At 48.4% G+C, this 15,509-nt stretch carries 6 protein-coding genes; 5 read left to right on the forward strand and 1 reads right to left on the reverse strand.

Features of this window, described 5'->3' with window-relative positions; translation table 11 throughout:
* Positions 1–13 precede the first annotated feature (13 nt).
* The 5 genes from JMW61_RS09520 (at position 14) to JMW61_RS09540 (ending at position 14,487) form a co-directional block, all read left to right on the forward strand.
* Positions 14–2,032: a beta strand repeat-containing protein gene (locus tag JMW61_RS09520; protein WP_201550809.1), complete on the forward strand. Its 2,019-nt coding sequence runs from the start codon at positions 14–16 to the stop codon at positions 2,030–2,032.
* A complete protein-coding gene (locus tag JMW61_RS09525; protein WP_201550811.1) occupies positions 1,983–2,186 on the forward strand; it encodes a hypothetical protein in 204 nt (67 codons plus the stop codon). The genes JMW61_RS09520 and JMW61_RS09525 overlap by 50 nt, the downstream gene beginning before the upstream one ends.
* Positions 2,183–4,198 (forward strand): beta strand repeat-containing protein, encoded by a 2,016-nt coding sequence (locus tag JMW61_RS09530; RefSeq protein ID WP_201550813.1) that lies wholly within the window; start codon positions 2,183–2,185, stop codon positions 4,196–4,198. Before JMW61_RS09525 ends, JMW61_RS09530 begins: the two co-directional genes overlap by 4 nt.
* A gap of 61 nt (positions 4,199–4,259) precedes the next feature.
* Positions 4,260–4,952: a Calx-beta domain-containing protein gene (locus JMW61_RS09535; RefSeq protein WP_201550815.1), complete on the forward strand. Its 693-nt coding sequence runs from the start codon at positions 4,260–4,262 to the stop codon at positions 4,950–4,952.
* The gene (locus JMW61_RS09540; RefSeq protein WP_201550817.1) at positions 4,891–14,487 is read left to right on the forward strand and encodes a Calx-beta domain-containing protein; all 9,597 of its coding nucleotides are present in this window, start codon (positions 4,891–4,893) and stop codon (positions 14,485–14,487) included. The genes JMW61_RS09535 and JMW61_RS09540 overlap by 62 nt, the downstream gene beginning before the upstream one ends.
* Positions 14,488–14,708: 221 nt before the next feature.
* Here the strand turns inward: JMW61_RS09540 and JMW61_RS09545 are convergent, their stop codons facing one another.
* Positions 14,709–15,479 carry a hypothetical protein gene (locus JMW61_RS09545; protein ID WP_201550818.1) on the reverse strand — a complete coding sequence of 257 codons (771 nt, stop codon included), beginning with the start codon at positions 15,477–15,479 and terminating at the stop codon, positions 14,709–14,711.
* Between the last annotated feature and the right edge of the window lie 30 nt (positions 15,480–15,509).

Below are 15,509 nucleotides of genomic sequence, written 5' to 3' on the forward strand. Positions count from 1 at the left end.
CGCCATTCCTGTCGTGAACATTGAAGCGACGACCGACAGCGCCACCGAAGGTGTAGGCGACAGCATCGTCTTTGCCATCAGCCAAACAGGGGCGACGGACAAAGACAGCAACGTCACCGCCACCTTAAACCTTGGCGACATTGATGCCAGTGACATCGACAGCATCACCTTTACGGATGCCAATGGCACGCAAACCATCAGCGTGGCGGACGCCATTGCTGGGGTTAGTGTGAGCATTCCAGCGGGTAGCAGCATCCTGCCAACCTTTACCATCACCCCAAATGACGATGCCATCTATGAGGTCTCAGAAGCGCTGAGCATGAGCATCAGTAATGCGCTGAATGCCGCCATTGGCACCGCCACCGACAGCGCCACCATCTTCGATGAAGACGCGACAGACTACACCGTAAACGAGGGCGACAAACCGACCGTCACAGTTGGCGACGCCAGTGCCATCGAGGGCGATACCCTCGTGCACAGTGTCACCGTCAATGGCGTCACCGAAGCCGACGTCACCTATGACTTTGACTTGGCGGGTAATAGCGCCACAGAGGTGACCGACTTTACCAACGTCCCAGTCTTTAGTGATGGCGTCACTTATGACGCTGCCACCGGCACCATCACCGTTCCTGCTGGGGTCACTGACTTTACCGTCAGCTATCCGGCATTGAACGACGCCATCTTAGAGAACGATGAAACCACCACGCTTGAGATTGGCGGCGTGATAGGGACTGGCACCATTAATGATGCTGGTGACGCCATTCCTGTCGTGAACATTGAAGCGACGACCGACAGCGCCACCGAAGGTGTAGGCGACAGCATCGTCTTTGCCATCAGCCAAACAGGGGCAACCGATAAAGACAGCAACGTCACCGCCACCTTAAACCTTGGCGACATTGATGCCAGTGACATCGACAGCATCACCTTTACGGATGCCAATGGCACGCAAACCATCAGCGTGGCTGACGCCATTGCTGGGGTTAGTGTGAGCATCCCAGCGGGTAGCAGCATCCTGCCAACCTTTACCATCACCCCAAATGACGATGCCATCTATGAGGTCTCAGAAGCGCTGAGCATGAGCATCAGTAATGCGCTGAATGCCAGCATTGGCACCGCCACCGACAGCGCCACCATCTTCGATGAAGACGCGACAGACGGCACCGTAAACGAGGGCGACAAACCGACCGTCACAGTTGGCGACGCCAGTGCCATCGAGGGCGATACCCTCGTGCACAGTGTCACCGTCAATGGCGTCACCGAAGCCGACGTCACCTATGACTTTGACTTGGCGGGTAATAGCGCCACAGAGGTGACCGACTTTACCAACGCCCCAGTCTTTAGTGATGGCGTCACTTATGACGCTGCCACCGGCACCATCACCGTCCCTGCTGGGGTCACTGACTTTACCGTCAGCTATCCTGCGCTTACTGATGCCATTCTTGAGAACAATGAAACCACCACGCTTGAGATTGGCGGCGTGATAGGGACTGGCACCATTAATGATGCTGGTGACGCCATTCCTGTCGTGAACATTGAAGCGACGACCGACAGCGCCACCGAAGGTGTAGGCGACAGCATCGTCTTTGCCATCAGCCAAACAGGGGCAACCGATAAAGACAGCAACGTCACCGCCACCTTAAACCTTGGCGACATTGATGCCAGTGACATCGACAGCATCACCTTTACGGATGCCAATGGCACACAAACCATCAGCGTGGCGGACGCCATTGCTGGGGTTAGTGTGAGCATCCCAGCGGGTAGCAGCATCCTGCCAACCTTTACCATCACCCCAAATGACGATGCCATCTATGAGGTCTCAGAAGCGCTGAGCATGAGCATCAGCAATGCGATCAACGCCAGCATTGGCACCGCCACCGACAGCGCCACCATCTTCGATGAAGACGCGACAGACGACCGTAAACGAGGGCGACAAACCGACCGTCACAGTTGGCGACGCCAGTGCCATCGAGGGCGATACCCTCGTGCACAGTGTCACCGTCAATGGCGTCACCGAAGCCGACGTCACCTATGACTTTGATTTAACGGATGGCAGTGCAACCGCTGGTGATTACAGTAGCGACCCTGCTGATCTCCTCTTTAGCAACGGTGTCACCTATGATCCAGTAGCGGCACCATCACCGTTCCTGCTGGGGTCACCGACTTTACCGTTAGCTATCCTGCATTGAACGACGCCATCTTAGAGAACGATGAAACCACCACGCTTGAGATTGGCGGCGTGATAGGACTTAACACCATTAATGATGCTGGTGACGCCATTCCTGTCGTGAACATTGAAGCGACGACCGACAGCGCCACCGAAGGTGTAGGCGACAGCATCGTCTTTGCCATCAGCCAAACAGGGGCGACGGACAAAGACAGCAACGTCACCGCCACCTTAAACCTTGGCGACATTGATGCCAGTGACATCGACAGCATCACCTTTACGGATGCCAATGGCACGCAAACCATCAGCGTGGCGGACGCCATTGCTGGGGTTAGTGTGAGCATTCCAGCGGGTAGCAGCATCCTGCCAACCTTTACCATCACCCCAAATGACGATGCCATCTATGAGGTCTCAGAAGCGCTGAGCATGAGCATCAGTAATGCGCTGAATGCCGCCATTGGCACCGCCACCGACAGCGCCACCATCTTCGATGAAGACGCGACAGACGGCACCGTAAACGAGGGCGACAAACCGACCGTCACAGTTGGCGACGCCAGTGCCATCGAGGGCGATACCCTCGTGCACAGTGTCACCGTCAATGGCGTCACCGAAGCCGACGTCACCTATGACTTTGACTTGGCGGGTAATAGCGCCACAGAGGTGACCGACTTTACCAACGTCCCAGTCTTTAGTGATGGCGTCACTTATGACGCTGCCACCGGCACCATCACCGTTCCTGCTGGGGTCACTGACTTTACCGTCAGCTATCCGGCATTGAACGACGCCATCTTAGAGAACGATGAAACCACCACGCTTGAGATTGGCGGCGTGATAGGGACTGGCACCATTAATGATGCTGGTGACGCCATTCCTGTCGTGAACATTGAAGCGACGACCGACAGCGCCACCGAAGGTGTAGGCGACAGCATCGTCTTTGCCATCAGCCAAACAGGGGCAACCGATAAAGATAGCAACGTCACCGCTACCTTAAACCTTGGCGACATTGATGCCAGTGACATTGACAGCATCACCTTTACGGATGCCAATGGCACGCAAACCATCAGCGTGGCTGACGCCATTGCTGGGGTTAGCGTGAGCATCCCAGCGGGTAGCAGCATCCTGCCAACCTTTACCATCACCCCAAATGACGATGCCATCTATGAGGTCTCAGAAGCGCTGAGCATGAGCATCAGCAATGCGATCAACGCCAGCATTGGCACCGCCACCGACAGCGCCACCATCTTCGATGAAGACGCGACAGACGGCACCGTAAACGAGGGCGACAAACCGACCGTCACAGTTGGCGACGCCAGTGCCATCGAGGGCGATACCCTCGTGCACAGTGTCACCGTCAATGGCGTCACCGAAGCCGACGTCACCTATGACTTTGATTTAACGGATGGCAGTGCAACCGCTGGTGATTACAGTAGCGACCCTGCTGATCTCCTCTTTAGCAACGGTGTCACCTATGATCCAGTAGCGGGCACCATCACCGTTCCTGCTGGGGTCACCGACTTTACCGTTAGCTATCCTGCATTGAACGACGCCATCTTAGAGAACGATGAAACCACCACGCTTGAGATTGGCGGCGTGATAGGGACTGAGACCATTAATGATGCTGGTGACGCCATTCCTGTCGTGAACATTGAAGCGACGACCGACAGCGCCACCGAAGGTGTAGGCGACAGCATCGTCTTTGCCATCAGCCAAACAGGGGCAACCGATAAAGACAGCAACGTCACCGCCACCTTAAACCTTGGCGACATTGATGCCAGTGACATCGACAGCATCACCTTTACGGATGCCAATGGCACGCAAACCATCAGCGTGGCGGACGCCATTGCTGGGGTTAGTGTGAGCATTCCAGCGGGTAGCAGCATCCTGCCAATCTTTACCATCACCCCAAATGACGATGCCATCTATGAGGTCTCAGAAGCGCTGAGCATGAGCATCAGTAATGCGCTGAATGCCAGCATTGGACCGCCACCGACAGCGCCACCATCTTCGATGAAGACGCGACAGACTACACCGTAAACGAGGGCGACAAACCGACCGTCACAGTTGGCGACGCCAGTGCCATCGGGGCGATACCCTCGTGCACAGTGTCACCGTCAATGGCGTCACCGAAGCCGACGTCACCTATGACTTTGATTTAACGGATGGCAGTGCAACCGCTGGTGATTACAGTAGCGACCCTGCTGATCTCCTCTTTAGCAACGGTGTCACCTATGATCCAGTAGCGGGCACCATCACCGTTCCTGCTGGGGTCACCGACTTTACCGTTAGCTATCCTGCATTGAACGACGCCATCTTAGAGAACGATGAAACCACCACGCTTGAGATTGGCGGCGTGATAGGGACTGGCACCATTAATGATGCTGGTGACGCCATTCCTGTCGTGAACATTGAAGCGACGACCGACAGCGCCACCGAAGGTGTAGGCGACAGCATCGTCTTTGCCATCAGCCAAACAGGGGCGACGGACAAAGACAGCAACGTCACCGCCACCTTAAACCTTGGCGACATTGATGCCAGTGACATCGACAGCATCACCTTTACGGATGCCAATGGCACGCAAACCATCAGCGTGGCGGACGCCATTGCTGGGGTTAGTGTGAGCATTCCAGCGGGTAGCAGCATCCTGCCAACCTTTACCATCACCCCAAATGACGATGCCATCTATGAGGTCTCAGAAGCGCTGAGCATGAGCATCAGTAATGCGCTGAATGCCGCCATTGGCACCGCCACCGACAGCGCCACCATCTTCGATGAAGACGCGACAGACTAACACCGTAAACGAGGGCGACAAACCGACCGTCACAGTTGGCGACGCCAGTGCCATCGAGGGCGATACCCTCGTGCACAGTGTCACCGTCAATGGCGTCACCGAAGCCGACGTCACCTATGACTTTGACTTGGCGGGTAATAGCGCCACAGAGGTGACCGACTTTACCAACGTCCCAGTCTTTAGTGATGGCGTCACTTATGACGCTGCCACCGGCACCATCACCGTTCCTGCTGGGGTCACTGACTTTACCGTCAGCTATCCGGCATTGAACGACGCCATCTTAGAGAACGATGAAACCACCACGCTTGAGATTGGCGGCGTGATAGGGACTGGCACCATTAATGATGCTGGTGACGCCATTCCTGTCGTGAACATTGAAGCGACGACCGACAGCGCCACCGAAGGTGTAGGCGACAGCATCGTCTTTGCCATCAGCCAAACAGGGGCAACCGATAAAGATAGCAACGTCACCGCTACCTTAAACCTTGGCGACATTGATGCCAGTGACATTGACAGCATCACCTTTACGGATGCCAATGGCACGCAAACCATCAGCGTGGCTGACGCCATTGCTGGGGTTAGTGTGAGCATCCCAGCGGGTAGCAGCATCCTGCCAACCTTTACCATCACCCCAAATGACGATGCCATCTATGAGGTCTCAGAAGCGCTGAGCATGAGCATCAGTAATGCGCTGAATGCCAGCATTGGCACCGCCACCGACAGCGCCACCATCTTCGATGAAGACGCGACAGACGGCACCGTAAACGAGGGCGACAAACCGACCGTTAGCATTACCGCCACTGATGCACAGGCGATTGAAGGAGTGGACAATGTCTTGAGCTACACGGTTGAGCAAGATAATGAAAGTAACTTTGACACCACAGTACAAGTTTCTGTTGATTCTAGCAGTGATATAGAAGCATCCGACATTGCTTCGATTACTTATACCAATTCCTCTGGTAACGTAGTGACCATCACTGGTAGTACTGCCATTCAAGCGGTACTTGATGGCACCACGGTGCTTGACGTCAAAGTACCTACAGGCAGTACAGCTGCACCTATTATCACGGTTACCACCAACAACGATGATATTTATGAAAACAGTGAACAGCTCAGCTTTGTGATCACGAGTGCTGACAATGCAGAGATTGATAGTACCGTTGCCACGGGCAGCATATTAGATGAAGACGCGGCAGATGGTACCCCTCAAGAAGGTGATAAACCTACGGCGATCGTTACTGGAGACAGTGTGACTGAGGGCAACGCTCTTGAGTTCACGGTTGATTTAAGCAATGTATCTGAGTCTGATACCACAGTAGCGCTGACGTTAGCGAATGGTACAGCGGTACTGGGTACAGATACTGGCACGCCTGTCGAAGTAAGCTTAGATGGTGGCAACACTTTCAGCACGGTTACTGTTGCTGTAGATGGCACTTTTAGTGTCGATGTTCCAGCCAATAGTACAAATGGTATTATCGTGCGTGTCCCTACGATTGATGACAATATTGATGAACCGAATGAGACTATCACGCTTACAGCAAGTGCAAGCGGACAAGTCACACCAAGTACAGCAATAGGTAACATCATTGACAACGATGACGCACCCATTATTTCGATTGATGGTGCGGTCGTAGTTAATGAAAATGTCGGTACGGTCACTTACACCGTTAGCTTAACCAACCCGTCATCAACTGCTGTGACGGTTGATTATGAGACCAATAATGGTACGGCAACGGCTGGGGCTGATTATGTTGCAAACTCAGGCACCATCACCTTTGCACCAGGTGAGGTAACCAAAACGGTTACGGTTAGCATCACTGACGATAATCTATTTGAAAACTCTGAAAACTATACAATTGCTTTATCCAACGCATCACTGAATGCCAGTATTGATAACACGCAAGCCAGTGTTACTACCGCCATTACTGACAATGATATAGCACCAACCATCACCATTGAAGATACTGACGCAGCCACAACACCACAAGATAACAGCGTGGTTGAAGGCACAGGTAACACTGTGACTGGCGCTATCAACATCACTAACCCGCAAAGTGTTACAGCTTTAACTATAAATAACACGGATGTGACCACAGCCACTACTGCTAACCCTGTCATTATCAATGGTAGCGAAGGACAACTGGTTATTACTGGTTACAACTCGGCCACAGGCGCGCTCACTTATGCATATACTGAAGATGGCAGTGCCGAAACGCATAATACCGCTGGTGACAATGTATTAGACCAGTTTACCGTCAATCTTACCAACAGTGCAGGTGGAACTTCATCTGACACGCTAGATATTCGAATCATTGATACCGCGCCTACAGCCAATCCAGATATTAATAGTCTTACTGAAGAAACAGACAAAGTAACAGGTAACGTGCTCACGGCTACTGGTGCAGCTGCAACAGATGTCGCCGACAGTTTAGCGGCAGACGCAACACTTGTTACGGCGATAGAATCAGTCACATCTACCACGGTGGCGGGTACAGTAGGTGGCAATACACAAGGCGACTATGGTGTGCTTTCGCTTAATTCTGATGGTAGCTATAGTTATGATCTCGATAACGATGCAGCACAGTATCTTGCTGTAGATGAAAGCTTAACCGAAACGTTCAACTACACCATCACAGATGCTGATGGCGATAGTAGTATGACAACGCTCACCATTACGATCAACGGTACTAATGACAGACCTGTCATCACCAACACCGCTAATGGTAATAATATTATTGAAACAGCTGCCGCAATAACCGAGCAGGCTGATGATATTGCTATTACTCGAACTGGTACCATCAGCTTTACGGATGCTGATGACAGTGATGAGCCGACGATTACTGAACTAGCTGCAGAAAACATCTACGTGTATGGTCCAAATAATTCGACCTTTACAGATATTAATCCATTGTCAGCTGCTCAGAAAGCAGCCTTATCAAGCATATTTACTGCAGAAAATGATGCAGGCAGTTTTGAGGCGGGTAACTGGAGTATTGATGCTGCTGCAACGGTTCTTGACTTCCTTCCTGAAGGAGAAACCATCACTATTCGTTACGCTGTACAAGTTAACGATAATGAAGGTGTTACTACAGCTGCTGATGGTAACGAAATCAGCACTAGTGAAATTCGCTACGTTGAAGTGACCATTATTGGTACCAATGATGGTATTGCACTCGTTAACGACACTAAAACGGTTAAGGAAGATGTCACATTAACTGGTAATATTTTCGATAATGATATCGACGATGTTGACCTCGGAGAAACGCTGACCGTAGAGAGTTATGAGGTTAATGGTACAACAGTTTCAGTCACAGCAGGAACTAATGCTGCAACGGCCGTTACAATAGATGGAAACACAATAGGTCAGCTCACAGTCAACAGTGATGGTAGCTATACCTTTGTACCAACGGCAAATTATAGTGGTACTGTTCCAACCATTACCGCTAACGTATCGAACGGTTTACCAGTAGGTGATGCCAGTCGATCTGCAGATTCTGAGACTCTTGATATTACCGTTACTCCAGTTTCAGATAGGCCTACGCTGTCTAGTGTTTCAGTAACGACTAATGAAGACACAACTGTGGCACTAGGGTTAACAGCACCAATTATTTCAGACAGCGTTGATCTTACCAGTAATACAGATGATAGCTCAGAACGTATTGGATTGATCACCTTGAGGAGCGTTCCTACTGGTGTTACTTTGAACTATGGCAGCAGTAGCATTACTGCATCAGGCGGTAATATCACTATTTTGCTTAGTGATGCTAATGTCATTAGCAGTGTTGGTACACCAACCATTACCATGACTACTGCTGAGTTTGAAGCGATGACGCTAACCCCACCTACAGATAGTGCCACTAATATCTCGTTTAGAATGTCTGTTACTGAGTATGAGGTCGATAGTACGGGTGCTATCGTCTCAGGGGTAGCAGGGGTTACTGCCAATATGACCATTAGTGTCAACGTACAAGCAGTAACCGATAGCAGTAACAATAATGGCACTGGCGATGATGTCAGTACCTTTGGCTATACGACAGTGGTAGGTGATACCGGGGTTGTGGCTGGTAGTGCTTATACTATTAGTGCTAAAGAAGGCGAGTATATTAACTTGCCAATCACTACTGCATTTGGCGATTTGGTGTCAGCAGGTAATAGTAGTACAGAAACCTATGGATTCGTTATTAGCGGCTTACAGCCAGATGCTGTTGTCTCATTCACACCTGCTGGTAGCAGTACGGCGACTGAGTATACTGTTGATAGTAATGGTCAGGTATTACTTGGTTTGGATTCTGCGTCACCTACCTCTACTACGTTGGCTGTGAGTGGTAGCTCAGAACCTAAGATTAGTATTAAGTCAGCTGACTATAACTCACAAGATATGGATAGTATTACTGTATCTCTATATACCCAAGACCACGATGCTGATTCGACCCCAGCAAACAAAACGGTTGAGATAATCAGTACTGTTACGGTTGATATGACCGTGACGCCAGTTGCTGGAGTAGTAGCAGCGAATAATGTTAGCACCACTGAAGATACTTCGTTTTCGCTTGCCGAATTTAATTTCCGAGTTGGTGATGACCAGTCAGGTAATGCAGTGCCAGAAATTGTTACTGAAATCAAGTTTGAATTACCAGCAGGTTGGACCTATACCGATACTGATGGTATAGCGGTGGAGGCTGGTAATATTATTACCATTAATATGACTAACTCCCCTGATTTGAGTGGATTTTTACTCACACCAACTGCTCAATCGTCAACCGATACTGACATCACTTTTGATTTGGTTAGTACGGATCTTGATGATGATAACGATCTCAATGTCGATATTGCCACAACAACATTGACCAAAACGGTCACCATTACACCTGTTGCTGAAGTTGTCGGTAGCGATATGGATGGTGATAGCACAATTGACCTAACCATCAATCCGGACCATGTATACACAACAGCGGCGCAAGAAGATGCGGCCTTTAACTTGGGTACTGATGGTGCGTTTAACCTAATAGATGGCTGGTCTAATCAAGATGATTCAATCGATTTTGGAACAGAAAGCCATACCACTGATGCTAATGATTCTGAGCAAACAGAAGCTCACCTAACGTTTGGTAACAAAGATGGCAGTACTTTTACTGCTATCGAAGGGGCTGTATTTACTTATATTGATAGTGCAGGTGTTACGGTTAGTCTGACTGATAGCGGTAGTGGTGTGGATATTCCAGCGGCTTACCTCAATAGCGTAACGGTTACACCGCCTGATGATTATAGCGAATACAATGTGGCATCCACAGCCAGTACAGCGGTTAAGGTAGAAGCTATCACCACCGACTATGATGAAGATACGGATAGTAGTGTGACGACAACCAGTGGTGAGAGCTACCTGACCTTTACCGTTAAAGGAGTTGCAGATGTTGTCTCGTTGGGCGTTGATCCTGCAACCGGTTTTGAAGATCAAGCAATCGTCGGTAAGAATGAACGTGATGGTACAGTTATGCCAGCTGTTGTCACTCCTGAAGATGGCATTAAGCTAAATATTCGCCCAAGCTCGCGTGATAACGATGGATCAGAAGTTTATAATGTGACTATCGATGATATTCCAGCAGGCGCGCAGCTGTATGTTGATGATAATGGCACCGTAACGCTGTTAGATACTAGCAGTGGTTCAGTGACAATATCAGATTATACTAATGTAGTAGACAACCTATACTTTGTCTCAGCTGAAAACTTTGGTGGTACTGTCAACTTGAAAGTATCTGCAGTGAGTGTAGAAAGTGATGGCAATACCAGCGCGTCTAGTGCGGTACTGAACTTGCCTATTCGTGTTTTCGGTCAAGCGGATCTTATCTTAAATGATGAACTGGCAACCGTTGATGTCAATGGTAAAGCTTACACCTATACTATCGCAGAAGACATACTAGATACCAATAACCTGATAGCGTTATCAGAGTTTTTCTCTGATGCTGCTGCGATTACGCCGTATGACGTTGATATTCCAGCGGCAGAGCAAGTCACTTATAAAGTGACAGGCGTGCCGATTGGGTTTGATATCACAGGTGCAGTGTTCTTAGGCGGTAGTGGTGAGTCTCGTAGTTGGTCTGTGTCTTTAGAGTCTCTACAAGATGGTAGCGCGCAACTGGTCACCCCTGATAATTTTGCTGGTGAAGTAGATTTCACTATCACAGGCACCACGACCGAAACAGTCTCTGGTAATAGCGCCACGCACGATACCCAAACCGTATCGCTTGTTGTTACGCCAGATGCCGCTGATGGTGAGGTCAATGATCCGCAAGTGCTCGCTGTAGAAGATACATGGTCGACCATTGACTTTAAATCAGCCTTTACGACGACAGATCAGGGTGTTTTAACTACAGGTCAAGAAGCGCTTGAAAGTGTCACGCTATCAGTAGCTGACCTGCTGGCTAAAGATATCATCTTACGTGTCGACAATGTCGAGATTGACTTAACTACTAATCCACCGCCATCTTTGACGTTTACGCCAGACCAAGTTATCGAGATGATATACGATGATGACAAGCGTCATAGCGATGCCAATGTCACGATACCTTTTGATTACACTTATACTGATACGGCGTCATTAGCGGATAACTCGACGATTAGTAGCACATCGATAACGGGCAGTGCCAATATCGATGTTACTTTCCAAGCAGTGACGGATGCGCCTAGTATTGAATTAGATGTAACTGACAATACTATCGTTATTAGCAGTGCTAATGATGATAATGCTGAGGTTATTGTGTCGCTATCGTCAGATGATCAAGATGGCTCAGAGTCATTTACGCGCTTGGAGATCACAGGTGTGCCAGCGGGTGTGATTGTAGAGGGTGGTATTTTATCTGGTGGTACGTGGTATGTGGATGTTCCAGATCCAGCGATCACTGGTCCCACTGCACCAAGCTATACGCTCCAACTCACCCGCGATCCAAATACCGCCAATATTCCTGAGGGCGATTTCACAGTGACGGTCACTGGTATTACTCAAGATATTAACGGAGTAGGCTTGAGCGGTAGTGAAGCACGTGTATCTGATATCTTTGTGCTCAATTTAGATAGAGATGGTACAGGTGAGAATCCTATCGATCCTGATTTGATTGCGCCGCTTGAGACTATACCGCCACTGTCTCAGAAAGAAGATGTCGCTTTTAAGTTGTCTGATGTGATAAATGCAACATTAAAGACGGGCACAGCGAGCACTGTCAGCTCTTACACTTTCTCATTAACTGATTTACCCGATGGTGTCTTGTTGAGCAGTACAAACGCAGCTGTCACGGTGCAACAGATTGGTGGCCAATGGCTGGTCAGTGTTGACAATGCCAATGGTCTAACACCTAATGAAGCGCTCGCTGCGGTGACGTTGACACCACCTGTAGATTTCAGTACCAACGATAATTCAGACACCAGTCAAAATCTGAATTTTGGTGTGGAATTTACAGCACTAAACAATGTAGGGCTAGAAACCAGTGATGATATCGATGTCAGTGTCGAAATAAAACCAGTTACAGATCTAATGAATAATGATGGCGAGAAGACAACGGTTTCAACAGATGAAGACACCTCTGTCGCTATTAATATCAATTTGACCAATGATGCCGATGGGGACTATGTTTCTCTCGTCGATGGTAAGCTTTATTTGCAACTCGATGAGACTGGCCTAACCAATGTTAATAGCACCACTGGTGTATTGACTGACAGTACTGGCACGGCATTAGTTGCCGTTACTTTAGCAGATGGAGAGATAGGTAGTATTCCGGCTGGTACGTATTACGTGGTAGATGTCGCAGACACAGACGCCACCATTGATGGTGTGAACCCTGCTGATAGCATCACCGTTAACTATACCCCTGCCGCCAACGAAGACGGCACGGCTATTGTCAAGGTCTATACAACGCACACAGAGGTCAACAATATCAGTGGTTATGATAGCGGGACACTAACCTATGAGCACAGCTATGACATTACGGTTGCGGCGCAGCCTGATAATCTGTCCATTGCTTATGATGGTGTAGATGCAATAGCTATTGGCGATGAAGATACCAAAATTCCGATAGATTACAAAATAAATGCTGTTGATGAAAATGATACGGCTGCTGCGATTACGATTGATGAAGTGCCTAATGGTTATTTGGTGTATTACACCAATACATCTGGCGATGTGGTGCTAGCCAGCAATAATGGTGACTCAGATGGCAATGGCAACAATGCATGGTCAATTGACACCAGTAAGCTGGCAAATGTTAATAGCGGTGCCACAGGTGAGACGGATAATATCTTTATTGCACCTCCTGCCGATGTCAGTGGCGTCGTTACTGGTATTGAGATGGCAGTAATTAATAATAGCGGTATGGCCAGTGATCCATTAATTATAGATCTAGATGTGACTCCTGTTGCTGATGCTATCGAGTTCAACCCTACCTCTGTACTTGGTTCTCAAGGTAAGTGGACAGCGCTTAATTTGAATGCGGATATGGTCGATATTGATGGTAGTGAAACGGTCAATGTGATACTGACGGGCACTAACCTGTATGGTAATGTGCTCGACGTTAAAACTAAAAGCGGATCTGTTGTAGATGTTGTATGGGATGCAGCTAATAGCACGTATACCATTACAGGTGTCACACCAGAGCAATTGAATGATTTGCTTGTAAAAGGAGCCACACCATATACGGGTACGTTACAGATCAGCCTACAGACGGTTGAGTCAGCCAATCAGAGTTCTTTGACCACGGCTACAGCAGATCTTTCTGTTAATATTGGTTCGACTTTAATTTTTAACGGTACCACTGAAGATGATGTCTTGATTTCAGTCAATCAAACTTCAGCAGTTACCTATTCTGGTGGTGCTGGTAATGACACCTTTATCGGTGGTAGTGGTAAAGACACCCTAAATGGCGATGCCGGAGATGACATCCTGACGGGTAACGCCGGCAATGATACGATTACTGGTGGCGGTGGTAATGACACTATTAGTGGCGGCACAGGTAACGATACCCTCAACGGTGGTGCTGGTGTGGATACTATTGACGGCGGCGCGGGTAATGATACTATTAATGGCGGTGCAGGTGATGATGTTATTAATGGTGGTGAAGGGAATGATACGATCAGTGGCGGTGCAGATGCTGATACGATAGATGGCGGTGCGGGTAATGACACCATCGTGTTTGATGCTGCTGACCTACTCATCAATGGTGGCGATGGCAGTGACACACTCCTGATTACTGATACTAGTATAAATTTTGGTAGCTTTGACTCATCAGTGCTTGATAACTTTGAAGTTCTCGATATAACAGGCAATGGCGCGCAATCATTGACCAATCTGAGCACTAGCGATGTCATTAACGCGACCGATAGCAATAATCAGCTATTCGTCAGTGGTGATAATAACGATCAAGTATCACTAACATCGGAGTTTGTGAAGCAGCAAACGTCAGATCAAGCCGGATATAACCTGTATCAAAGTACGACGGACTCAAGCGTTGCACTATATATTGATACAGATATCACTACGACGGTAATCTAGTTGCACTGATTAACAGGCACTTGCTTTAATATCTATTCGTTAACTAAATGTAAAAAAGCCATAATTCATTATGGCTTTTTTATTATGTCGTGTTTGATATCGTTGGTTAGAGGGAGTCTGGACTAGATATACGGCAACTGATTACAAGTGATATATTAGTGTGATTTGCGAGGCGAGTTTAACACCGCAGTGGTTTTATTGTGGACAGGTTATATCCATTATTACTTAGTAATCGGTTTGATAGGCGTAATAGGATAGTCACCATTGGACGGTGGTGAGGTAGTATCCGTTTTACTCTGAGGTCGTTGCTCAGAGGTTATGGCCGCTGGCTTTGGTACAGAATTGGGTATCGACTGCGAGCCTAACGTATTTGTTCGCTGTTGTTCGATCTGCTGTTGATTGCGTTTTTTGACTTCGTCAATGAGTTTGGCCAGTTGCTCGCTGTCTTTATCGATCTCTGTATCTAACGATTCATATTCCTTGGTTTTTTTGAGCGTGTATTCAGGTGTGCTGTCTTGATTGTCTATGGTGGATTTTAGGCGAGTTTGATTCTCATCAGAGAGTGCTTGTTCTGCTCTCAAGTTGTCATTAGTTTTTGGTGTATTATTTTGAGTCGATGATGGTTTTTTTATAGCAGCCGTGTTTTTAGTAGCGACATTATTGTTGGTGATGGCTGCCGTTTTAGCATTGTCAGATGATGCTTGTTTCGATATTGCTCCAGATTGTGTCGTTGCTTCTTTCGTAGTATCGGCTGCTGCTGTTTCATCAGATGCTGATAAGGGTGGTTTTTCGATTGTTTCTACGATAGATAGCGACTCTGAAGACTCAAGTGCAGATGTTGAGTCAGTCGATTTTGAGGTATTGTCATCAAAAACAGTGAAATAGATGATGATAGCTATCACAATGTGTAGCAGCACAGCTAACACAATGGCGAGCATTGATTTGTCTTTTGGTTTGGTAGGCGGGGTAGGTGATGGCAAGCGTTGTGTCATGGTTTTTGATCCCCACATTGAAACTAAATA

Source organism: Psychrobacter fjordensis (assembly GCF_904845995.1).
GTDB classification, from domain to species: Bacteria; Pseudomonadota; Gammaproteobacteria; order Pseudomonadales; family Moraxellaceae; genus Psychrobacter; species Psychrobacter fjordensis.